General features: G+C 65.0%; 17 protein-coding genes and 1 tRNA gene. 4 read left to right on the forward strand and 14 right to left on the reverse strand.

Going from position 1 to position 22,520, the window contains the following annotated elements:
• Window positions 1–22: 22 nt before the first annotated feature.
• The 14 genes from ACSQ12_RS13140 to ACSQ12_RS13205 all read right to left on the reverse strand — a co-directional run bounded on the left by ACSQ12_RS13140 (window position 23) and on the right by ACSQ12_RS13205 (window position 19,115).
• Window positions 23–805 (reverse strand): MBL fold metallo-hydrolase, encoded by a 783-nt coding sequence (locus ACSQ12_RS13140; protein WP_436065685.1) that lies wholly within the window; start codon window positions 803–805, stop codon window positions 23–25.
• A gap of 105 nt (window positions 806–910) precedes the next feature.
• Entirely contained in the window at window positions 911–2,023 is a 1,113-nt protein-coding gene (locus ACSQ12_RS13145; RefSeq protein ID WP_209743834.1) for a branched-chain amino acid aminotransferase, read from the reverse strand.
• Window positions 2,024–2,125: 102 nt separating this feature from the next.
• Window positions 2,126–3,178 carry a 3-isopropylmalate dehydrogenase gene (locus ACSQ12_RS13150; RefSeq protein ID WP_209743831.1) on the reverse strand — a complete coding sequence of 351 codons (1,053 nt, stop codon included), beginning with the start codon at window positions 3,176–3,178 and terminating at the stop codon, window positions 2,126–2,128.
• Between the two features lie 77 nt (window positions 3,179–3,255).
• Window positions 3,256–4,035: a sortase domain-containing protein gene (locus tag ACSQ12_RS13155; RefSeq protein WP_436065686.1), complete on the reverse strand. Its 780-nt coding sequence runs from the start codon at window positions 4,033–4,035 to the stop codon at window positions 3,256–3,258.
• 90 nt (window positions 4,036–4,125) lie between these two features.
• Complete coding sequence (locus ACSQ12_RS13160; RefSeq protein ID WP_436065687.1) at window positions 4,126–4,875, reverse strand: hypothetical protein; 750 nt, start codon at window positions 4,873–4,875, stop codon at window positions 4,126–4,128.
• A gap of 402 nt (window positions 4,876–5,277) precedes the next feature.
• On the reverse strand, window positions 5,278–6,837 hold the full coding sequence (gene metG, locus ACSQ12_RS13165) for a methionine--tRNA ligase (protein WP_436065688.1): 1,560 nt from the start codon (window positions 6,835–6,837) through the stop codon (window positions 5,278–5,280).
• Between the two features lie 63 nt (window positions 6,838–6,900).
• The gene (locus tag ACSQ12_RS13170; protein ID WP_011692375.1) at window positions 6,901–7,656 is read right to left on the reverse strand and encodes an ABC transporter ATP-binding protein; all 756 of its coding nucleotides are present in this window, start codon (window positions 7,654–7,656) and stop codon (window positions 6,901–6,903) included.
• Window positions 7,653–10,448 (reverse strand): ABC transporter permease, encoded by a 2,796-nt coding sequence (locus ACSQ12_RS13175; protein ID WP_436065689.1) that lies wholly within the window; start codon window positions 10,446–10,448, stop codon window positions 7,653–7,655. The genes ACSQ12_RS13170 and ACSQ12_RS13175 overlap by 4 nt, the downstream gene beginning before the upstream one ends.
• A 209-nt stretch (window positions 10,449–10,657) precedes the next feature.
• Window positions 10,658–12,247, reverse strand: a complete 1,590-nt coding sequence (serA, locus tag ACSQ12_RS13180) for a phosphoglycerate dehydrogenase (RefSeq protein WP_209743822.1) — start codon at window positions 12,245–12,247, stop codon at window positions 10,658–10,660.
• Window positions 12,248–12,389: 142 nt separating this feature from the next.
• The gene (ilvC, locus tag ACSQ12_RS13185; protein WP_209743818.1) at window positions 12,390–13,415 is read right to left on the reverse strand and encodes a ketol-acid reductoisomerase; all 1,026 of its coding nucleotides are present in this window, start codon (window positions 13,413–13,415) and stop codon (window positions 12,390–12,392) included.
• A 115-nt stretch (window positions 13,416–13,530) separates the two neighbouring features.
• Complete coding sequence (ilvN, locus tag ACSQ12_RS13190) at window positions 13,531–14,043, reverse strand: acetolactate synthase small subunit (RefSeq protein WP_011692379.1); 513 nt, start codon at window positions 14,041–14,043, stop codon at window positions 13,531–13,533.
• 2 nt (window positions 14,044–14,045) lie between these two features.
• Window positions 14,046–15,947, reverse strand: a complete 1,902-nt coding sequence (locus tag ACSQ12_RS13195; RefSeq protein ID WP_436065690.1) for an acetolactate synthase large subunit — start codon at window positions 15,945–15,947, stop codon at window positions 14,046–14,048.
• 382 nt (window positions 15,948–16,329) lie between these two features.
• The gene (gene ilvD, locus ACSQ12_RS13200; protein WP_436065691.1) at window positions 16,330–18,051 is read right to left on the reverse strand and encodes a dihydroxy-acid dehydratase; all 1,722 of its coding nucleotides are present in this window, start codon (window positions 18,049–18,051) and stop codon (window positions 16,330–16,332) included.
• A gap of 140 nt (window positions 18,052–18,191) precedes the next feature.
• Window positions 18,192–19,115, reverse strand: a complete 924-nt coding sequence (locus ACSQ12_RS13205) for a LysR family transcriptional regulator (protein ID WP_436065692.1) — start codon at window positions 19,113–19,115, stop codon at window positions 18,192–18,194.
• 121 nt (window positions 19,116–19,236) lie between these two features.
• Here ACSQ12_RS13205 and ACSQ12_RS13210 point away from each other — a divergent pair, with 121 nt between their 5' ends.
• The 4 genes from ACSQ12_RS13210 (at window position 19,237) to ACSQ12_RS13225 (ending at window position 22,298) form a co-directional block, all read left to right on the forward strand.
• Entirely contained in the window at window positions 19,237–19,788 is a 552-nt protein-coding gene (locus ACSQ12_RS13210) for a hypothetical protein (protein WP_436065693.1), read from the forward strand.
• A gap of 75 nt (window positions 19,789–19,863) precedes the next feature.
• On the forward strand, window positions 19,864–20,952 hold the full coding sequence (locus ACSQ12_RS13215; protein ID WP_436065694.1) for a sunset domain-containing protein: 1,089 nt from the start codon (window positions 19,864–19,866) through the stop codon (window positions 20,950–20,952).
• A gap of 30 nt (window positions 20,953–20,982) precedes the next feature.
• Window positions 20,983–22,116: a PQQ-dependent sugar dehydrogenase gene (locus ACSQ12_RS13220; RefSeq protein WP_436066997.1), complete on the forward strand. Its 1,134-nt coding sequence runs from the start codon at window positions 20,983–20,985 to the stop codon at window positions 22,114–22,116.
• A 106-nt stretch (window positions 22,117–22,222) separates the two neighbouring features.
• A tRNA-Lys gene (locus ACSQ12_RS13225) sits at window positions 22,223–22,298 on the forward strand.
• The last annotated feature ends 222 nt before the right edge of the window (window positions 22,299–22,520 follow it).

Below are 22,520 nucleotides of genomic sequence, written 5' to 3' on the forward strand. Positions count from 1 at the left end.
CGTGCCGGCCCCGGCCAGGTGCTCAGCTGCGGAGGAACTCCAGCTGGGCTGCGACTGAATTCTCCGCGGCCGCACGGACGGCGGGATCGATGTCCGCATAGACGGCATCCGTGATGTCGCCCACCTCCGCATCGGGTCCCAGCTCCGCCAGGGCCGCACGGATCTGCGCGAGCCGTTCCTGGCGGTGGTGGCGGTAGGCGCGGACCACCGCGTCCAGCGCCGGCAGCACCGCTCCATGCCCGGGCAGGACCGTGGCCGGGCCAATCGCTTCCAGCCTGTCCAGCGTTCTCAGGTAGTCGCCCAGTTTGCCGTCGGGAAAATCCAGGACCGTGGTGCCGCGGCCCAGGATGGTGTCGCCGGTGAGCACCGAGCCGTGCGGGCCGTCACCCGGCAGATGGAAACAGAGCGAGTCGGACGTGTGGCCGGGAGCGGCAATGACGCGTAGCTCCACGCCCGCGGCAAGGAGCGTTTCACCGTCAGCCAGCGGATTCCCGCCGTGACAGTGCCGGGCATCAGCAGCACGGACCGGCGCCCCCGTGAGTTCATGGAAGCGCCCCGCCGCCGCTGTGTGGTCGGCGTGGCGGTGCGTGATGAGGATGAGCTCCACCCGACCCGCCGCGGCCAGGTCCCGCAGGTGCCGTTCGTCCAACGGCCCGGGGTCCACCACCACGGTGGTCTCCGATTCCAGCCGGCCCAGCAGGTACGAATTGGTCCCGTCCAGGCTCATGGGGCCGGGGTTGGGTGCCAGCCGGAACCGCGCCAGGCCGCTGGCTGGAAGAATCGACGGAGAAGATTCGGGATTCACCGTTCCATCTTCGCATTTAAAACGCACGACGCCGGGCGGACCGAAATCATTCTCGGTCCGCCCGGCGTCGTGGTTCAGCCGGGAACGGCGCCAGTCTTTAGGACTTCAGGCGAGGCGGGTCAGCCAGCCGTGCGTATCCTCGACCGTGCCTGTCTGGATGCCGAGGAGCTGCTCGCGGATGGCCATGGTGGTCTCGCCTGCCTTCGCGTCCTCGGAGCCGATGAACTCCGTGGCGTCCTTGAGGACACCGATGGGCGTAATCACGGCGGCAGTCCCGCAGGCGAAGACCTCGGTGATCTCGCCCGAAGCCACGCCGTCGCGCCATTCGTCCAGGGTGATCTTGCGCTCGGTGACGGTGCGGCCCATGTCCTTGGCCACCTGCATAACGGACATCCGGGTGACGCCCTCCAGGATGGTTCCGGTCAGGGCTGGCGTGACCAGCGAGCCGTCCTTCATCACGAAGAAGACGTTCATGCCGCCCAGTTCTTCAACGGCATTGTCATTGAACTGGTCCAGGAAGAGGACCTGCTTGCAGCCGTTGGCCTCGGCCTCCTGCTGGGCGATCAGCGAGGCGGCATAGTTGCCTCCGCACTTGGCTGCGCCGGTGCCGCCGCGGCCTGCACGGGCGTACTCGCGGGAGATCCAGATTGACACGGGCTTCAGCTCGCCGCCGAAGTAGTTGCCGGCCGGGGAAGCGATCACGCGGAAGGAGACTTCCCTGGCCGCGCGCACGCCAAGGAATGCTTCGGTGGCGATCATGAAGGGGCGGAGGTAGAGTGCCTCGCCGTCTCCGGCCGGAACCCACTCCCGGTCGGCCTGGACAAGTTCGCGGATGGCGCCGAGGAAGTACTCTTCGGGAAGTTCCGGCAGCGCCAGCCTGCGGGCGGACTTGTTCAGGCGGGCGGCATTGGCCTCCGGGCGGAACGTCCAGACCGAGCCGTCGGCATGGCGGTAGGCCTTGAGCCCCTCGAAGATCTCCTGGCCGTAATGCAGCACGGCTGCCGACGGGTCAAGCGAGATGGGACCGTATGCCTCGATGCGTGCATCATGCCAGCCGCCCTTGCCGTTCTCGTCAACGCTGTAGTCGACAATCGCAGTGTGGTCGGTGAAATAGTTGCCGAAACCCGGGTTCGCCAGGATGGCTGCACGCTCTTCAGCAGACTTCGGGGTTACCGAGGGCTGATGGGTGAATTCGACGCCATGGGCAGTCTGAGTCATGGTTCCTCCACGGTCGGCTGCCTGGTGTGTGAACGTGGTTCAGCGTCGGACCACGGCAGCATTATTGGTGATTCGAGACAAGCTTACGCCCGATGCGGGACCCTAAAGGGCGGCGGCGATTGCGTCGCCGATCGCACTGGTGGTGCGCTCCCGGCCATCGCGGCCTTCGACGTCGGCAATGACTGCCGCTTCGATCTTCTTCGCTGCATCTGCATAGCCGAGGTGGTCCAGCAGCAGTGCCGCTGACAGGATTGCCGCCGTCGGATCGGCTTTTTGCTGGCCGGCGATGTCGGGGGCAGATCCGTGCACGGGTTCGAACATGGAGGGGGCGGTGCGTTCCATGTTGATGTTGCCGGAAGCCGCCAGGCCGATGCCGCCGGTGATGGCTGCCGCGAGGTCCGTGATGATGTCGCCGAAAAGGTTGTCCGTGACGATGACGTCGAAGCGCGCGGGGTCGGTGACCATGAAGATCGTGGCTGCGTCGATGTGCAGGTAGTCGTGGGTGACATCCGGGAATTCCTTGGCCACCGCCTCAACGGTTCGCTTCCACAAGTGGCCGGCATAGACAAGCACATTGTGCTTGTGCACCAGCGTGACGTGCTTGCGCGGACGTTCGCTGGCGCGGCGGAACGCGTCGCGGACAACCCGTTCCACGCCATGGGCAGTGTTCAGCGAAACCTCGGTCGCAACCTCGTGGATTGTCCCGGCGCGCAGTGTGCCGCCGTTGCCGACATACGGACCCTCGGTGCCTTCGCGGACCACAATGAAGTCAATCTTGCCGGGGTTGGCGAGCGGGCTGCCGACACTGCCGAAAAGGCGCGACGGCCGCAGGTTGACGAAGTGGTCGAGGCTGAAGCGGAGCTTTAGCAGCATCTCGCGCTCGATGATGCCGGACGGGATCCGGGTGTCACCGGGGGCTGCACCGACGGCGCCGAACAGGATAGCGTCCCGGGTGCGGAGATCGCTCAGCACTTCCTCCGGAAGGGTCTCCCCTGTCTCAAGCCAATGCTGGGCTCCGAGCTTGTAATGGGTCTGGTCCAGGGTGACGCCTTCGGCGGCCACAACCTTTTCCAGGACCTTCAAGGCTTCGGCGATGACCTCCGGGCCGATGCCGTCGCCGGGAATGACAGCAAGATTTATCGTGGGTGCGCTCATGTTTTCAGGGTAGCCAAGGCATCCACATGATGGTCAAGTTGTCTCAATATTCGAACACAGCAGAACCGGGGTCTTTGTCAGCGTCCTTGCACCGGCGACGCCACGACGGCGACGTTTTTGCCCCACGGGTCCTCGGTGTAGCAACTGATAAGCACCAGGCGATTGGGGACCACCGCCCAGATGGGGCTGTCCTTCAGGGTTGCCTTTGTGTAGGTGGTGACTGAGTCGACGCGGTAAGTCATGGCACCGGTTGACGTGGTGACGGTCAGCTCGTCCCCGGCTGCGGCAGCTGAACTCAAGTGGTTGAATGGCGCGTCCAGCCCTTCCCAGCTGTGTCCGATGACATAGCTTGTGTTGGCGGAACCGGCGCCGGGTTTCCCGAACGGTGCCAGCCAGTAACCATCCATCGTCTCCGGCGGGACGATGCTGTGGCTCGCGGCATCGACGGACTCTGGTTCCAGCGGGTGAACCACAACATCCATGCCGGCGGCGGGGTAGGTAATGCGCTGCGGAGCCGATGCAGCCGGCTCGGAAGAAGCAGGTTCCGGCTCGGGCAGCCCGCCCACAGCCAGCGGCAGCGCGGGCAACCCCACCGGATCCGCTACCGCCGCAGGTTCCCGGACCACCCCGTCGTCCGCAGGCGTCAGCGGATCGGGCAATCGCTCCGAAAGGACCGTGGCCGCCGGTTCCCCGGCTGCAGGTTCTCCGTGGCTGGCGCCCCCGGCCACCCCGTAGGCCAGCCAGGCGCCAAGAATCCCCGTAACGCAGGCGCCCAGCACCAGCAGGTCCCTAAGGCTAAGAATCAGGCCGCGGACACCAGCGGCATTCTTGTGCCGGTTCCGTTGGTGACAGACCATGGAGGGCTCCTTGGGACGCCGAAACTGGAAGGACGAAAAACCCCGGGGCGGGTACCGTACCGTCACGGCACCCGCCCCCGGTCTGATTCCCTAGCTGTTCGCCCGGCGGAACCGCAGGCCGCTCTTCACGAGCACCCAGGCACCGACTGTGACGAAGAAGCCGGTCACCGCGGCAAGCCACTGCGGAATGCCGGCGCCGGACTTGCCGACTGCGGTCTGGACGTTGTAGCCCTCATTGTTCGCTGCCGGAACGGCACCAGCTGCAGCACCCCGGGGCGCTGACGTCACCGGCGTCACCGCGGCAGGAGCCGGGGTGACGGCGGCCGGAGTGGTTGCCGGCGGCACCACCACAGTCACCACCGCCGGAGTCGTGGGCTGATCCGTCGCCGGAGTGGTCGGCCCATCTGTCGCCGGTGTCGTGGGCTCATCCGTCGCCGGAGTGGTCGGCTCATCCGTCGCCGGTGTCGTCGGCTCGTCCGTCGGCTCGTCGGTCGGTTCATCCGTCGGCGGAGTCGTGGGCGACGGCGAGGTCGTCGGGGTCACCACCCCGCCTGCCTCGCAGCCCTGGGCGAGGAGCGCCAGGTTTGCCGGCGTCAGGTTCTGTCCCCCGGGAAGCGTGTCACCGGCGTTCTGCGGGACCACGTCATCGGCGTGCCCGCTGTGTCCCGAAAGCCCGTTGACACTCACCTCTACGGCCGTGTAACTGCCGGAGCCGCCCTTGGCGTGGCAAATCGTGATGCTGTCGTTGTTGCTGGAAGTCGGTGGCGCGGCATAGGCCGCGACTGTGGCCCCCATAATCCCGAGGCCCACCACCCCCAGAGTGGCGATTGTCCGTTTCATGTTCGGTCCCTCCATACCAAATCCGATCGAACGGACTGACTGCGCGGAGTAACCGTCGTCGAGACCAGGAAAAACAACTGCGTGAGACCTCAAACAGCGAATTGAAGGTGACAGTTACTCCCCAGACAGTGTCGTCAGTTCGCTTGCCTTTTCAGGCTAGGTTTGCGGCGGGAGTTAAACCCGAGTAACAGGTACGCGTTTACTCAACCGGGCACAGGTACTAATTACTTGCTTCGTGAATATATTCACTCGCATGCATGAGGGAGGACTACTTGGCAGGCGTCCGCCCGTGCGGCGGCGCGGCACGGCGTTCCTGCGGGCAACGCAGAACGCTCCCCCGCTTGCCGGGCAAGCGAGGGAGCGCACAGTCGGTTGGTACGTTCAGCGGGTAGGGCCGAGGGACTACCCTTCGGCCGGTTCCTCGTACTTCGGAAAGATCGGGGAAGGAGCCGGGAGTTCCGTCCCGGGAACGAGCGGCTTGGCGATCGCCGCGAAGAGGCGGGCGTCGCCGTCGGGCTGGCCGAGGGTCGCCAGAAGCGCTGCCGACGCCGTCGGCATAACCGGCTGGACCAGGATGGCCACGATCCGGAGCACCTCAAGGGTCACGTACAGCACCGTGTTCATGCGTTCGACGTCGGTCTTCCGCAGGACCCACGGTGCCTGCTCGGCGAAGTACGCGTTGGTGTCGCCCAGGACGCCCCAGATCGCCTCCAGGGCGCGGCTGAATTCCTGCTTCTCGAACGCCGCCCGGGCAGCGTCCAGCAGGCCATTGGCCCGGGCCAGCAGCGCGCTGTCCTCCGCCGTAAAGGCGCCCGGGACCGGGACCCGTCCCTCGCAGTTCTTGGCGACCATGGACAATGAGCGCTGTGCCAGGTTTCCGAAGTTGTTGGCGAGGTCGGAGTTCATCCGGCCCACGATGGCTTCATGGCTGTAGCTGCCGTCGGCGCCGAAAGGAACTTCCCGCAGGAAGAAGAAACGCACCTGGTCAAGGCCGTACTGGGCCACGAAGTCGGACGGCGCCACCACGTTGCCCAGCGACTTGGACATCTTGACGCCGTTGTTGTTCAGGAAGCCGTGGATCATGATCCGCCTGGGCAGCTCCAGCCCGGCGCTCATCAGGAACGCCGGCCAGTAAATGGCGTGGAACCGGGAAATGTCCTTGCCGATCACGTGGACGTCGGCCGGCCAGTACTTCTTGAACGATTCCGATTCGGTGTCCGGGTAGCCCACGCCGGTGAGGTAGTTGGTCAACGCATCCACCCACACGTACATCACGTGCTTGTCATTGCCGGGGACGGGAACGCCCCAGTCGAACGTCGTCCGGCTGATGGACAGGTCCTCGAGTCCGCGCTTGACGAAACTGATGACCTCGTTGAAACGGGACTGGGGGGCACCGAATTCGGGGTGTGCTTCATACAGCGCCAGCAGCTTGTCCTGGTAGGCGGAAAGCCGGAAGAAGTAGCTTTCCTCGGCCGTCCACGTCAGTTCGGTATCCGTCTCGCGCGAGTAGCGGAGGCCGTCCTCCTTGACCACGGTCTCGTCTTCAACGTAGTACGCCTCGTCGCGGACCGAGTACCAGCCCTCGTACTTGGACAGGTAGATGTCCCCGTTGGCCTCCATCTTCTTCCAGATGGCCTGGGATGCGGCGTAGTGGTCCTCGTCCGTGGTCCGGATGAAGCGGTCGTACGAGATTCCCAGGGCGGAATGGGCGGCCTTGTAGATCTCAGCGTTCCGGTCCACCAGTTCCTTCGGCGTAATGCCTTCCTTGTCGGCCGTCTGCGCGATCTTCATGCCATGTTCGTCAGTTCCGGTCAGGAAGAAGACGTCGTAACCGTCCAGGCGCTTGAACCGTGCCATTGCGTCCGTAGCAATGTACTCATAGGCGTGGCCGATGTGGGGCACACCGTTGGGGTACGTGATGGCAGTGGTGATGTAGAACGGGGTCTGGGCTGAAGACGACACTCTGGGAAGTTACCTTTTTTCGAAAGCGTGGCGGACCGGGAGCTGGGAGTACTACCCCCAAATCTAGATCAGTTCGGTCAGGGTATCGCTGAGCCGGACAAGTTCGTGGTCATGTGACGCCACCAGCACGGCTATTCCGTCGGACGTGGTGTCCTTGAGGATGCTGATGATGCGGTTGGCCGAAGTGCGGTCCAAGCTTGCCGTGGGTTCGTCGACCACGAGGACGCGCGTTCCGAGGATCAGTGCACGCGCAATCGCCACGCGCTGACGCTCGCCGCCGGACAACTGCGCCGGGCGGTGGCGCATCCGCCGCCCCAGGCCGACAAGGTCCAGGAGGTCCTTGGCCATGTCGCGGCGCTGGTCCACTTCACCGTCCGGCACGGCGGGCAGCAGCACGTTCTCGAGGGCGCTCATGCCGTCGATCAGCGCGCCGCCCTGGTCAACGTAGCCGATCAGGGCCCGGCGGCGGTCGGCGATTTCGTCGTCGCCCATGCTCTCCAGTGACTGGCCCTCCCAGAAGACACGGCCCGACGTCGGCAGGGTGAGGCCGGCGCCGACGGTCAGGATACTCGTCTTGCCGGAGCCGCTTCGGCCGGCAACGCAGTGCATCTCCCCGGCGTGGAGCGTCAGGTCGAAGCCTTCGACGACGTTGACGGCGTCGGCGCCGCCCTTCTGCCCGCCGTAGCGGATGGTGATGTTGCTCAGTTCCAGCGGGGTCCCGTGGTCCGCGGCCTTCAGGATGGTGTTGGCACGGGTCTGGAGCGAGCCGTCCCCGGCGTCATCCTGGGGAATCCGGTCGAGATTCAGGTCGTTGTTCATTGGACCACTTTCGTTGCAATTGGAATCCAGCAAAGTACAGCCACGAGTCCGGCCAGGGCGGCCCAGATCGCGGCATAGGGTGCAAGCAGGAGCCCGATGCCGAGGGCGCCGACCACGCCCAGCGGCAGGGCCACCGTGCCCACGAGGGCGTTTTCGAACAGCCGGACCTGGCCAAGCATGTCCGGGTTCCAGCCCATGGCTTCAAGGGTGCCAAGGTACTGGCGTTTGGCCTGCAGCTCGAAGCGGCCGGTGACGAGGGTCAGCACCAGGCCCACGGCTACGCCAGACAGTGCCAGGACGATGCTGGGCAGCGCCACGCTGGCCGCCGCCAGCCCGCTCAGGGCGCTTGCGCCGGCGGCCCGCGGGATGTCGATCAGCAAGGCGATGAGTCCGCCCACGGCGGCGCCGAACACACCCACTGCCACAGCCAGTGAGATCGTGTTGAATTTGTTGGTGCTCAGCTGGCGGTTGGCGAACGTGAGCGGGGAGTCGACGGCGATCAGCCGCTCGTCGTGCTGCGGCTCCTGGTCCACTTCGTCACGGTGCCTCAGCTGCCGTGCCGCGAAGTAGGCCGCGGCGGCGTAGAGAACCAGGACTGAAACGGAAACGATGACCGTGGCGAGGTTCCAGCTGAGCAGGCTCAGGATGGTGCCGGCGATCGCCAGGAGGGCGGCGCCCACGCCGAACTCCGCGAGCACCCAGCTCCGGATCCTCTTCTGGGTCCAGCCCATGGCCCGCAGGGTGCCGGCTTCGCGGCGGCGCTGGCGGATGTAGCTGACGGTGGAGGCACCGGTGAGCAGGGCCGCGCCGCACAAGGTGAGGAACAGCAGCGTGATGTTGGTACCGGTCAATGAGCCGGACACGGCGTCGGCGGCATCCTGGCGGACCCACGACTGGGTGACGGTGCCGAGCGCGGATTCCTTGCCGGCGTCGTCCTTGGAGTAACCCGGCACAAAGATGTTGGCGTCTTCACGCGCGGAGCCGGCAACCACGGTCGCTTCCAGTCCCATGTCCCGGATTTCGTTCGCGAGCTTCTCCACCTCCGGCTGCGACTCCTTCCAGCTGCCGGGCGCCTTGGCCCGGACCCGGACGGCGTCAATCACCGAAGCATTCTCTTCATATCCGCGGGCCGCGGCGAGGCCGTAGAAGTCCGTAATGGCACCGGCGGACTGGCTGACCAGGCCCGTGGCGCTCAGTGAGGGCTTGAGTACGGTGTTCTCCACCTTCTTGCCCTGGGCATCCTCGGTCAGGGTCAGCGGTGAGGGGTCGTAGCCGCCCAGGGGCAGCCGGTTGACGTCCCCCGCAGCTTCCCTGACCTTATCGGCGTCGAACGTGCCGTAGACCATGGCCAGCGGTGCCGCGACCTTGGTGCCGGTCTGCAGGCTTTCGCGGTAGGAACGCTCGTCCACCGGCTCGCGCTGGGTCTGGTCGACCGGTGCGCCGCCGGCGCCCTTCTCCGGGAGCCGGTTGACGGTGATCCACTCCCCCGGCGTTGCGGTCTTGTCCACGGCGCCGTTGCCGGCGGTGGCACCGTCGGTGTACTTGGGGGCGGAGGCGAAGTCGGTGCTCCACGTTGCCGGGTTGTAGAGGCCCTGGCTGAAGTTGCCGGTGTTTCCCAGGAGCTGGGAGTAGTCCTGCGAGCCCGGCCAGGAGAGTGCAAACGGTGATTTCGAAACGAACGGCAGGTAGTCCTTGTCCAGCGACCTGGTCACCGTGCCGACATCCTTGACCACGTTTCCGGAGTCGTCGATTTCTTCGATCTTCACGGAGTACTTGAGGTCCAGGGACGTGCCGGAGCGCACGATCAGCGGGATGGCCTGGGAATCCGCGGTGAGCTGGCCGTTCCGTTTTGCCTGCTGGTACTGGGTCATCAGGGGCGCCCAGTACTTGAGCTTGACGCCGAGGAAGTCCGGACCTTCTTCGAGCTCCTTCATGCTGATGCCTGTGGTGAACAGGCTCTCGAAATGCCGGCCAATGGCCCCGGCGTTCCGGGCGTCCGCCGGCGGCGCCTTTTCGAGCGGAGCCAGGAAGTCGCCGGCAGTGCCCAGCAGGGCACGTTCGGAGACGGGGTCGACGGCGACGACGGACTCAGTCACCTGCGGGGCCAGCGGCAGTGACACTGAAAGGTTGAAGAGGTTGTGTTCGGATCCGCCCGCGGGGGCCGGGAACTTGATGCCGGTTTCCCCTTCGGCGCCCGCGATGCGGATGCTCTTGCCGCCTGCGGCCTGCTCCTCGACGAGCCTGGCCTTGCCGAGGGAACCCTCGGCCATGGACTTGAACAGGGTCTGTTCCGACTGGCCGTCCGAACTGACGGCGCTGGCGGTCAGCCGGTACTTCTTGGCCTCGTCAGTGAGGACCGATTCCGCTGCCGGCCATTTGCTGGGATCGGTTGCGCCGGGTTCCCCGGCGGTCGCCGTACCCACGAGTCCGGAGTTGAAGCCCAGGTAGTCCATGGCGTCAAGGCGCGGCGACTCGAGGTTCTGGGATACCCGTGACACGAGGCTGATGGGAGCCGCCACGGACGTACCGGACAGTTTCCGGATCCCGTCCAGCTGGTCGAAGCTGATGCCGCCCTGGCCGTTGGCGATTTCCGGCTGCATGAGCGCTCCGCCGGACCCCGCCTTGGCCTGGACCAGGATGTCATAGAGTCCGCGGGAATTCTGGTCGACTGTTCGGTTGAGCGCTGCCTGCGACTGGCCCTGGACGAGGACGGACAGGCACATGGCGACGATCAAAATGGCCGCGGTCAGCAAAAGCACTCGGCTTCTGATGAACCTCTGGACGGCGTTCATTGGGCTCCCTGAAAAGCTGGATTGCGTGAGCGCACACCTCAGTCCACACCAAATGGATGTGAAGGCGTCCCCTGCCGGATGTGCAAAAAATAACGGCCGGTCTGCGGGCCGGATCCGAAAATCGGACCCAGCCATTGTACGCAGACCGGCCAATCATACGTGGCAGAAGTTAACGTCTGTCACGAGAAGTTCACCGAATAGGCGGGAGGTCAGTCTTCGAGGTCGACTTCCCGTACCATCTCGGCGCCGATGCCGGCCTTGATCGCGTCAAGGACCTGCTGCGGAACCGAGCTGTCAATGGTCAGGAGGGCCAGGACCTGGCCGCCCTCAGCCTGGCGCGCAACCTGCATGCCGGCAATATTGATGTTGTTCATGCCAAGGATGTGCCCGATGGTGCCGATCACGCCGGGGCGGTCCGCGTAGGCCACCACCACCAGGTGCTCGCTGATGGGGATTTCCACCTCGTAGCCGTTGACGCCCACGAGCTTCTGGATCTGCTTGGGACCCGTAAGCGTTCCGGCCACGGAGATCTGGCTGCCGTCGCTGAGGGCACCACGCAGAGTCAGGAGGTTGCGGTACGACTCGGTGTCGGGGGTGGTGATGAGGCGGACGTTGATGCCGCGCTGCTCGGCAATGACCGGGGCGTTGACGTAGGAAACCTGTTCCGTCACGACGTCGGCGAAGATGCCCTTGAGTGCCGCCAGTTCCAGCACCTTGACGTCGAGGGAGGCGATCTCACCGGCAACTTCAACATCGAACTGCGTCAGGGATGCGTGGGTCAGGGCGGTGAAGATGCGGCCCAGCTTCTCGATCAGCGGGATGCCCGGACGGACGTCCGGCGCGATGACGCCGCCGGCAACGTTGACGGCATCCGGAACCAGTTCACCGGCCAGGGCGAGCCGTACCGACTTGGCCACGGAAACGCCTGCTTTTTCCTGCGCTTCGTCAGTGGATGCGCCCAGGTGCGGGGTCACCACCACGTTGTCCATCTCGAAGAACGGCAGGTCGGTGCTGGGTTCCTTGACGAAGACGTCAACACCGGCGCCGGCGATTTCGCCGTCCTTCAGGGCGGCGTGGAGGGCTTCCTCGTCCACCAGTCCGCCGCGGGCCACGTTGATGACGTAGGCGGTCTTCTTCATCTTCTTGAACGCCTCAGCGCCCAGCATGCCCACCGTTTCAGGCGTCTTGGGCATGTGGATGGTGATGAAGTCGGACTGCGCCAGCAGTTCGTCCAGGGTGACCAGCTGCACGCCCAGCTGGGCGGCACGGGCGGAGGTGATGTAGGGGTCGTACGCCAGGATCTTGGTGTCGAAGCCCTTCAGGCGGGCTGCCACCAGGGCGCCGATACGGCCGAGGCCGATGATGCCGATCTTCTTTTCGTAAAGTTCAATGCCCGTGTACTTGGAGCGCTTCCATTCGCCGTCCTTGAGCGCGGCGCTGGCCTGCGGAATGTGGCGGGCGAGGCTCAGGATGTGGCCCACGGTCAGTTCGGCGGCGGAGACGATGTTCGACGTCGGCGCGTTGACGACCATGACACCGGCCTGCGTGGCGGCCTTGATGTCGACATTGTCCAAGCCGACCCCTGCGCGGGCAATGACCTTGAGGTTCTTGGCCGCGGCGATGGCTTCGGCGTCCACCTGTGTGGCGGAGCGGACCAGGATTGCGTCAACATCCGCGATGGCAGAGAGCAGCTGGGAACGGTCGGCGCCATCGGTCTGGCGGATTTCAAAGTCCGGGCCGAGGGCCTCGACTGTGGCGGGTGAAAGTTCTTCGGCGAGCAGTACTACGGGTTTTGACACGGCTGATCCTCTGCGTTGCAGTCCGGGGGATAAATCAAGTCTAGGCTGACGGAAAGGCCGGGCTCACATTGTTAAGTGTGAACCCGGCCTCACTGTTGACTCCTGAAGGGCGCCTGGCCGACGGCCTGGGCGGCAGGCGGCCTTAGCGGGCTGCCGAGCCCTCGACGTAGTCCTCGTCCTGCTGCTGCCAGGAGAAGAGCCCGCGCAGTTCGCGGCCAACGCTCTCGATGGGGTGCTGCTCTGCCTTGGCCCGCAGCGCCTTGAACTCGACGCCGCCGTTGTCCTGGTCCTCGATGAAGCGCTTGGCGAACGCGCCGTTCTGGATGTCGGCGAGGACAGCCTTCATGTTTTCCTTCACCTCGGGGGTGATGACGCGCGGGCCGGAAACGTAGTCGCCGTACTCTGCGGTGTCGGAAACGCTCCAGCGCTGCTTGGCAATGCCGCCTTCCCACATGAGGTCAACGATGAGCTTGAGCTCGTGCAGGACCTCGAAGTAGGCGATCTGCGGCTGGTAGCCGGCCTCGGTGAGGGTCTCGAAGCCGTACTGGACCAGCTGGGAGACACCGCCGCACAGGACTGCCTGCTCGCCGAACAGGTCGGTCTCGGTCTCTTCGGTGAAAGTGGTCTTGATGACACCTGCGCGGGTGCCGCCAATTGCCTTGGCGTAGGACTTCGCGAGGTCCCAGGCTGCGCCGGTGGCGTCCTGCTCGACGGCGATGATGTCCGGGATGCCGCGGCCGGCTTCGAATTCGCGGCGCACGGTGTGGCCGGGAGCCTTCGGGGCGATCAGGATGACGTCAACGCCCTCCGGTGCCTGGATGTAGCCGAAGCGGATGTTGAACCCGTGCGCGAAGGCCAGGGCCTTGCCGGGGGTCAGCTTGTCCTTGATGGAGTCGTTGTAGATCGAGCGCTGGTACTGGTCCGGCGCCAGGATCATGATGACGTCTGCCCATTCGGCGGCGTCGGCGACGTTCTTGACCGTGAAGCCGGCCTCCTGGGCCTTGGCGATCGAGGAAGAGCCCTCCTTGAGGGCGATCGTCACCTCGACGCCGGAGTCGCGCAGGTTCAGGGCGTGGGCGTGGCCCTGCGAGCCATAGCCGACGATGGCCACCTTCCGGCCCTGGATGATGGAGAGGTCTGCGTCGTCGTCGTAGAACATTTCAGTCACTTGCGTAACTCCTTTTGAGTGGATTCTCTGGTGTAAATAGTCTGTGGTGTTGCGGTACTGCACGGGCGTTGCTCCGCAGGCGGGACTGTGCCCCGCCTGCGGCCGAGACTGTGTCTCAAGCGGAGCGCAAGGCCCTGTCACTCATGGAGCGGGATCCCCGTCCAACGGCAAGGGTGCCGGACTGCACAATTTCGCGGATGCCGAAGGGCTCGAGCACTGACAACAGCGCGGTGAGCTTTTCGGGATGGCCGGTTGCTTCAATGACCACCGAGTCTGTGGAGACGTCGACCACTGAAGCGCGGAACAGGTCTGCAGCCTGGGTCACCTGCAGGCGTGTTGCGGCATCCGCACGTACCTTGACCAGGATGTGGTCGCGCTGTACGGAAGATTCTGAGGTGAGTTCAACAATCTTGATCACATTGATTAGTTTGTTCAACTGCTTGGTGACCTGTTCGATCAGGTCACCGTCGGCGTCGACGACGACGGTCATCCGGGACATGCCCGGAACTTCCGTCGGGCCGACGGCCAGTGAATTGATGTTGAAGGCCCGGCGGGCGAAGAGGCTCGCGACTCGGGTCAGCACACCGGGTTTGTCTTCGACCAGAACGGACAGCGTGTGGCGGGTCATGATCAGTCCTCCTCTTCCCATTCCGGGGTCATGTTGCGGGCGACCTGGATCTGGTCGTTACTCACTCCGGCGGGCACCATTGGCCACACCATGGAGTCCGGGCTCACCACGAAGTCGATGACCACGGGGCGGTCATTGATTTCCAGGGCTTTCTGGATGGTCGCGTCGATGTCCTCAGCGCGCTCGCACCGGAAGGATGCGCAGCCATAGGCCTCGCCCAGTTTCACGAAGTCCGGGATCCGGACGGTTTCGTGGCCGGTGTTCAGGTCGGTGTTCGAGTAGCGGCCTTCGTAGAAGAGGGTCTGCCACTGGCGCACCATGCCCAGCGAGGAGTTGTTGATGACGGCAACCTTGATGGGGATCTTGTTGATGGCGCAGGTGGCCAGTTCCTGGTTGGTCATCTGAAAGCACCCGTCGCCGTCGATGGCCCAGACCACGCGGTCGGGCGCGCCCACTTTGGCGCCCATGGCTGCGGGGACGGCGTAGCCCATGGTGCCGGCTCCGCCTGAGTTCAGCCAGGCGTGGGGGCGTTCGTACTTGATGAACTGCGCCGCCCACATCTGGTGCTGGCCAACGCCAGCGACGTAGATCCCTTCGGGACCGGTCAGGGCACCGATGCGCTCAATGACGCGCTGCGGTGCGGTGAGCCCGTCCTCCGGCTCGGTCCAGCCCAGCGGATACGTTTCCTTCAGGTTGTTCAGGAACGTCCACCAGTTCTCCAGGTCCGGCTTACCGGAAGCCGCAAACTGCGTCTTCACGGCCTCGGTGAGCTCCGGAATGATCTCCTTGACGGAGCCCACGATCGGAACGTCCGCTGTGCGGTTCTTGGAGATCTCGGCAGGATCGATATCCGCGTGTATCACCTTCGCATTCGGCGCGAACGTCTTCAGGACGCCGGTTACCCGGTCGTCGAAACGGGCTCCCAGCGTGATGAGCAGGTCGGACTGCTGCAGCGCGGTCACGGCGGAGACCGTGCCGTGCATGCCCGGCATGCCGACATGCTGCGGGTGCGAGTCAGGGAACACGCCCCGCGCCATCAGGGTGGTGACCACGGGCGCGCCGGTGATTTCTGCGAGTTCCCGCAGCTCAACGGAGGCGTGCGCCTTCACCACGCCGCCGCCGACGTAGAGGACGGGCTTGCTGGCCGTGGCAATCAGCTTCGCTGCTTCGCGAACCTGCTTGTTGTGGCCGCGGAGCACCGGGCGGTAGCCGGGGAGGTCGATCTTCGGCGGCCAGGAGAAAGTCATCTGGCCCTGCTGGGCGTCCTTGGCGACATCCACCAGCACCGGGCCGGGCCGGCCCGTGGACGCAAGGTGGAACGCCTCCGCCATGACATGCGGGATGTCGTTGGGGTCGGTCACCAGGAACGAGTGCTTGGTGATAGGCATGGTGATGCCCACGATGTCCGCTTCCTGGAAAGCATCTGTACCAATGACTCCGCTGGACACCTGGCCGGTGATGGCCACGAGAGGCACCGAGTCCATGTGCGCATCCATGATGGCGGTAACGAGGTTGGTGGCCCCGGGACCCGAGGTGGCAATACAAACGCCAACCCGCCCGGTAACCATGGCGTAGCCTTGCGCGGCGTGGCCGGCTCCCTGTTCGTGACGGACCAGCACGTGATTCATGCTTGAGGCCATCAAGGGGTCATAGGTGGGCAGGATCGCGCCACCGGGCAAACCAAAAATATCGTCCACGCCGAGTTCTTCGAGCGAGCGGACAATTGCTTGTGAACCGGTCATCACCGTCGGGGGTACGACGTTGTTCGGTCCAAGGACAGGAGAGACAGCAGCAGCGTGCTCGACACCGGCATCGGCCGTGCGGTCGGCGCGTTCCGGAGCCTTGGGGGCTCCAGCGGACTTTGTAGCCATCAGCGAGGGGCTGATCGGCGATCCTTTGCTCATCGGACTCTTCCTTTGTGGATCTTTATTAGCGGGTGGTTCTCATGACGGGTGCAATAACTGAAACAAATAAAAAAACCCCTCAGCCTGGCGGCTCTTCGAGGGGTTGCGCGTGACGGTTCGTTACCAGTCGGGCTATTGAGCCACGCGCTTGGTAAGGACGACGACTGCTTCTGCAGCGGCGCAGTTGGTAACGAATGCGATCATGCGTTCAGTTTTCCCTCTAAGTGAGACGGGTGTCAACGACACACATTCCCGTCTCACTATATGGACTCCATTGTCCACGGATTGAGCGCCATCCCCAACTGACTCGCAGTTAACGCTCCGAAAAGCGTGTTTGGCGACGTTAACTGCCAGTCAGTTGGGTCGGCGCGGCTGCGGGTTGCTACCCGCAGTATGCGCCGGTGGAGGCGCTGTGCACCAGCTTGGCGTACTTGGCCAGGACGCCCTTGGTGAACTTGGCCGGGAGCGGCTCCCAGCCGATCTTGCGCGACTCGAGCTCAGCGTCGTCCACGAGCAGGTCGAAGCTGCGGGCGGCAATGTCAACGCGGATGCGGTCACCGTCCTTGACGAAGGCGATAGGACCGCCGTCGACGGCTTCAGGCGCGACGTGGCCGATGCACAGGCCGGTGGTACCGCCGGAGAAGCGGCCATCCGTGAGAAGCAGAACATCCTTGCCCAGCCCGGCACCCTTGATGGCGCCGGTGATGGCGAGCATTTCGCGCATGCCCGGGCCACCCTTCGGTCCTTCATAGCGGATGACCACGACGTCACCCTTGGCGATTTTGCCGTTGTCGAGCGCGTCAAGGGCACCCTGCTCGCGCTCGAACACGCGGGCCGTGCCTTCGAAAACGTCGGCGTCGAAGCCCGCGCTCTTCACGACGGCGCCTTCCGGAGCCATCGAGCCGTGCAGGATGGTGATGCCGCCGGTCTTGTGGATCGGGTTGTCCAGGGCACGCAGGATCTTGCCGTCCAGGTCCGGCGGGTTGATGGACTCAAGGTTTTCCGCCAGGGTCTTACCGGTGACGGTGAGGCAGTCGCCGTGCAGCAGCCCGGCGTCGAGCAGCGCCTTCATGATGACCGGAACGCCGCCGATCTTGTCGACGTCGGTCATCACGTAACGGCCGAACGGCTTCAGGTCGCCCAGGTGCGGGATCTTGTCGCCGATGCGGTTGAAGTCGTCCAGCGTCAGTTCCACTTCAGCTTCACGGGCGATGGCCAGCAGGTGCAGCACGGCGTTGGTGGAGCCGCCGAATGCCATGGTCACGGCAATGGCGTTCTCGAAGGCCTTCTTAGTCATGATGTCGCGCGCGGTGATGCCGAGGCGGAGCAGGTTGACCACCGCTTCACCGGACTTGCGGGCGAACTCGTCACGACGGCGGTCTGCCGAGGGCGGGGCTGCGGAGCCCGGCAGGGACATGCCCAGGGCTTCGCCGATGCAGGCCATGGTGTTGGCCGTGTACATGCCGCCGCAGGCACCTTCGCCGGGGCAGATGGCGCGTTCGATGCGGTCAAGGTCTCCCCTGCTCATCTTGCCCGCGGCGCAGGCGCCTACGGCTTCGAAGGCGTCGATCAGGGTGACTTCCTTTTCGGAACCGTCCTCCAGCTTGACCCAGCCGGGCATGATGGAGCCGGCGTAGAGGAACACGCTGGCGAGGTCCAGGCGCGCGGCTGCCATGAGCATTCCGGGCAGGGACTTGTCGCAACCGGCCAGGAGCACCGATCCGTCAATGCGCTCGGCCTGCATCACTGTTTCCACGGAGTCGGCAATGACTTCGCGCGAGACGAGGGAGAAGTGCATGCCTTCGTGGCCCATGGAGATGCCGTCGGAGACGGAGATGGTGCCGAACTGCATGGGGAACCCGCCGCCGGCGTGGACGCCTTCCTTGGCGCCCTGGGCCAGCCGGTTCAGGGAAAGGTTGCAGGGAGTGATCTCGTTCCAGGAACTCGCCACGCCAATCTGGGGCTTCGCAAAGTCGTCGTCGCCCATGCCGACCGCCCGGAACATTCCGCGCGCGGGAGCGGCGTGGATTCCATCGGTTACGACCCGGCTGCGGGGCTTGATGTCCGGCTTGTTTTCTGTCGCGGTTTGGGTGTCCTCACTCATGCGTCAAAGTCTATGGCGCAAAGATGGGCACCAACGACCCGGAATGGACCGTTAAGCCGAAAAGCGGGAATATTTCGATCAAATAGTGGACTCTCGTCTCACATAATGAGATCAGCGCGGCGCACAGGGTCGAAAAGGTGTCAGCCGTCACTCAAGCCTGCCGCATCAATGGCGGCGGCTTCAGCCTCGAGCATGGACAAAACCTGCGCAATGGTGGTCCGGGCCGCCACGTCCGGACGGGCGAGCGCCACGATGCTGCGCCGGGCAGTGACGCCAAGCAGTGGACGGAGGACGAAGCCGCGTTCCTGGTTGCCCAGGGCCGTGTACCGCGGCAGCAGGCTCAACCCGTGGCCGGCGCTGACAAGGGCCTCCAGGACACGAAGGTCCGGAAACAGCTGCGCGCGGACCGCAGGGGAACCTGCCTGGACCTCGATTTGCCGCAGCACCGTATCGAATGGAAAACCTTCCGGAACGCCCATCCAGGGAAAGCCCACCACATCGCCGGCCGTTAGCGAAGCCTTCGCCGCCAGGACGTGCCCCGCGGGAACGGCCACGTCAAGCGGTTCATTCAGGAGCGGAACCACCACCAGCCCCTGCCGGGCAAAAACATCGGGACCATCCACGCTATGGGCCAGCACGATGTCGTAATCGGCGGCGAGGGCAGCAAATCCCGCGACGCCGGGGTCTTCGAAACAGGCCTCGAACCGCAGGCCCTCCACCGCCTTGACGCGGTGCAGGAGGCCGGGGAGGAACATTTCCGCTGCACTCGGGAAGAAGGCCGCTTTGACATGCGTTTGCCAGCCCCGCCGGTACGTGTCAATGGTGGCTTCGGCGCGCGCCATGGCTGTCGAAACGTCCGCCGCGGCCGCCGCCATGGCCCGCCCTGCTTCGGTCAGGCGCACTCCCCTGCCGGACTTTTCAACGAGGACAACGCCCAGTTCATCCTGGAGGGTCTTAAGCTGCTGCGAGACGGCCGAGGGCGTCACCTCCATCGCTTCGGCCGTGGCGCCCACTGTGCCCCGGTCCGAGAGTTCACGGAGAATCCGGAGGCGTTTCAAATCCATGAGGCGAGGCTACAGGACGGCACCCTGAGTGGGGCCGTCGCACCCCGGCGTGACAAGGAGCCATGAGCCGGGTCTGGTAGCGTGCGAGCCACTCTGCCTGCCCGACCATCAGGACTCCACTGTGAACAGCAAGCCCTTGCCGGTCAACCCGGCACCCGACCCCGCGTCCCCTCCTTCCGCGCCCACCAGCGAAGAGCTCAAGGCGACGCTCCGGGCCGTGTTTGACCGCCAGATCCCCAACTACGGCGACTATAACCTCGTCTGCGGTTCGAACAGCTTCGAGGCCCCGGGGGCGGCAGCCCGGGGCTGGGCTCCCCCGCGGAGACGGAATTTCGTCATCGGCTACCGCTGGCACCCGGCCGAGGTTGTCGTGGCCCCGTTCGATGAAAAGTCCCTGGCGGCCACGGGCGTTCCGGTCGCGATCAATATGACCAATCTCGCCCGCGTCCGCCGGCTGCCGGGAGCCAACTCGTCCCCGGGCGGTTATGAAGTGGCGGCAAGCACGGGAAAAGCATTCCGATTCGGAGTGGACGACTCCATGCCCCTGGCTCCGCCGTCCGTACGTCCGGGGGAACGGGCCACTCGGGGGACCCGAAGCATCGAACAGGCCCACGATGCCGCGGACTTCCATGAATTCATGGCCGACTTTGTGCAACGCGGCCTGCCGCTCTGAGCCTTTACAGCCCTAATCACACCGACGTAACGTCAAGCAACGGCAACCTTGCCTTGTGGACAGAAGGGCACTGCTATGGACTGGATTATCTGGGTCATCGTCATCGTAGTAATCGTCGGAGTGGTTTGGTGGCTCCTGAACCGAAATAGTTCAGGGAACACCACGGGCACACCGGCAGCCTCCGATTCCGGCATGTCCGTTCCACAGCCACGGCAGTCCGCCGTCGACCGGCCCGCGGGAGGCGGTGCAGCAGCGTCGGCAGACGCCGCAGCCACGGCCGGAATGCCGGGCGCGGCAGGTTTCAGCCAGACGGCCAACGCTTCGCCGTCGCCGTCCGTGCCGGCGGAACCCGGGCCGGACCTTTCCCCGACAGCGAACGCCGCACCCGGCGGCGGAGACGTGGATGACTGGGACGATGACGCCGAGGCGACCAGCGGCGCGCCCGCCGCAGACACCGGGCTTACAACGACAGCTGACGTGACAGCCAAACCCGAGGGCACTGCGGCTGGGCCTGAAGCTGCAGCCCGCACAGAGGACAAAGCGGAGTGGGAGGCGCAGTGGTCCGAGGCGGCCAGCACCCCGCACGCGGACCAGGTGCACACCAAGGAGGTTCCTACCAGGGAATCAGCGGCCGGGGAGACTCCCGCCGCGGCGACCGGCCAGCAGGTTCCGGTTCACCACCCTGAGTACACGGAGCACCATGCACCCACGCTTCCCGGCGCCGAATCGGCCGCGGCGGAAGATGTCCAGGACACAAACGTCAAGGATCCAGGAGCCGACGCCGGGCTGCCGCCCGCCAGCGGAAGCGGCACGGCCGCCGTAAGCAGCACGGCCGGCGGAAGCAGCACGGAGGTCCTCTCCGAGGGAGACGCAGAGACAATGCAGGCGGCCGCCTCCTCGGCCGCGACGGAAGCAGCCGCAAGCCATACGGCAGAGCCCGCCGGCCACCTGGCTGCGGACAAGCCGTATGGCGAGGGATCGGCAGCCCCGGGGCCTGACGGCAGCGGACCGGACGGCTATACGGTCAAGGGCAATGCGCAATCGATGATCTACCACGACGAAACCAGCCCCGGATACGAGGAAACCACTGCGGAAGTCTGGTTCGAGTCGGCCGCGCACGCGGAAGCGGCAGGATTCCGCGCCCCGCGCCGGAGCCGGCACTAGGCCGTCCCGCCAATGGGGGTCGGCGTCCGGATGCATCGGGAGCGAACGGTGCCTGCGTCCAGGCCTGCACTCCGCCTTATGCCTGCCGCCGCCCTCGTCTGGACGCTGGTTTTGTCCGCCTGCACCGGAGGCGGCGACGGCGGCCCCACCGGCACCGCAGGTTCAGCCACGGGCGGCGGCGAGGCGTCCGGTGAACTCCAGGTACTCCGGACGGTGGAAGGGCTGCGGCTGCCCTGGTCCACCGTGTTTCTGCCGGATGGCACAGCCGTCATTTCTGAACGTGACAGCGGCGACGTCAAAACCGTCAAGGACGGCGGGACAACGCTGCTTGGCAGCATCCCCGGGGTTGTGCCCGGAGGTGAAGGCGGCCTTCTGGGGCTGGCGGTGTCACCGGACTACGCCTCGGACAAGTCGATATTTGCCTATTTCACGGCCCGGGCGGACAACAGGATTGCCCGCCTCACCCTGACTGAGGCCGAGCCGGGAGGCACGCTGAGGCTTGGGCCGCCGGAGATAATCTTCTCCGGCATCCCCAAGGCGTCAACCCACAACGGCGGCCGCATACGTTTTGGGCCGGACGGGAACCTCTATGTGGGAACCGGTGATGCGCAACGGCGCGAACAGCCCCAGGATCCGAACGCGCTTGGCGGCAAGATCCTCCGGATCACTGCTGACGGCAAGCCGGCGCCGGGTAACCCGTTTGGTGACAACCCGGTCTACAGCTTTGGCCACCGGAATGTGCAAGGCCTCGACTGGGACGACGCGGGCAGGCTGTGGTCCAGCGAGTTCGGGCCCGCCGTGGACGACGAACTGAACCTGATCCGGCCGGGCGGCAATTACGGCTGGCCTGAGGTCACCGGGGCGCCCGGCAAGCCCGGCTTCATTGATGCCAAGGTGGTATGGCCTTCCACCGCGGAATCTTCCCCGAGCGGACTGGAGATCACCGGGTCCACGGCTTACCTCGGGGCGCTACGGGGCCAGCGGCTGTGGGCCGTCCCCCTCGACGGTGAAAAAGCGGGCAGACCTGTGAGCCATTTCACAGCGAGGTTCGGGCGGATCAGGGACGTTTCGCTCGCCCCGGACGGCACCTTGTGGATGCTCACCAACAACCAAAACCCTGATTCTGCGCTGATTTTGGCGCCTCCGGCCAGGGTTGGAAGCTGAAACGACCGCCGATTTCACACGGGGCTAAATCTCGTGTAGAGTTTCATGTCGTTGCGGAGATGAACGAGGGAAACAAAAGCCCTCGGGAAGAACCAAAACAACAGCTGCACCTCTAGCTCAACTGGCAGAGCAATTGACTCTTAATCAATGGGTTCCGGGTTCGAGTCCCGGGGGGTGCACCACAGAAACCCCGTCTTCACAGGCCACAAGCCACGAAGGCGGGGTTTCGTTTTGTCCGGACGTCGCCGCCGATGTCCGCGGATCGGCACGTGCCCACGCTTCGCTCGCCACAAACTTCAAGCTGACGGGTGTGGACTGCCCCACAGCCGTATGCCGCCCCGTGACCCCGGGCATTTCTTTGGGAAAAATTCACCCTAAGCATCGGAATAGCTGAGCCGAACTGG

Origin of the sequence: Arthrobacter sp. LjRoot14 (assembly GCF_964253905.1) — a bacterium.
GTDB lineage: Bacteria > Actinomycetota > Actinomycetes > Actinomycetales > Micrococcaceae > Arthrobacter.

Coding starts and splice junctions, on each gene's coding strand:
- ACSQ12_RS13150 (WP_209743831.1), bottom strand. CDS start 3,178: ATGAGCGCACCCACGATAAATCTTGCTGTCATTCCCGGCGACGGCATC.
- ACSQ12_RS13160 (WP_436065687.1), bottom strand. CDS start 4,875: ATGAAACGGACAATCGCCACTCTGGGGGTGGTGGGCCTCGGGATTATG.
- ACSQ12_RS13195 (WP_436065690.1), bottom strand. CDS start 15,947: ATGAGCAAAGGATCGCCGATCAGCCCCTCGCTGATGGCTACAAAGTCC.
- ilvN (WP_011692379.1), bottom strand. CDS start 14,043: ATGACCCGCCACACGCTGTCCGTTCTGGTCGAAGACAAACCCGGTGTG.
- ACSQ12_RS13215 (WP_436065694.1), top strand. CDS start 19,864: ATGGACTGGATTATCTGGGTCATCGTCATCGTAGTAATCGTCGGAGTG.
- ilvD (WP_436065691.1), bottom strand. CDS start 18,051: ATGAGTGAGGACACCCAAACCGCGACAGAAAACAAGCCGGACATCAAG.
- ACSQ12_RS13220 (WP_436066997.1), top strand. CDS start 20,983: ATGCATCGGGAGCGAACGGTGCCTGCGTCCAGGCCTGCACTCCGCCTT.
- ACSQ12_RS13205 (WP_436065692.1), bottom strand. CDS start 19,115: ATGGATTTGAAACGCCTCCGGATTCTCCGTGAACTCTCGGACCGGGGC.
- ACSQ12_RS13170 (WP_011692375.1), bottom strand. CDS start 7,656: ATGAACAACGACCTGAATCTCGACCGGATTCCCCAGGATGACGCCGGG.
- ACSQ12_RS13155 (WP_436065686.1), bottom strand. CDS start 4,035: ATGGTCTGTCACCAACGGAACCGGCACAAGAATGCCGCTGGTGTCCGC.
- ACSQ12_RS13145 (WP_209743834.1), bottom strand. CDS start 2,023: ATGACTCAGACTGCCCATGGCGTCGAATTCACCCATCAGCCCTCGGTA.
- ACSQ12_RS13175 (WP_436065689.1), bottom strand. CDS start 10,448: ATGAACGCCGTCCAGAGGTTCATCAGAAGCCGAGTGCTTTTGCTGACC.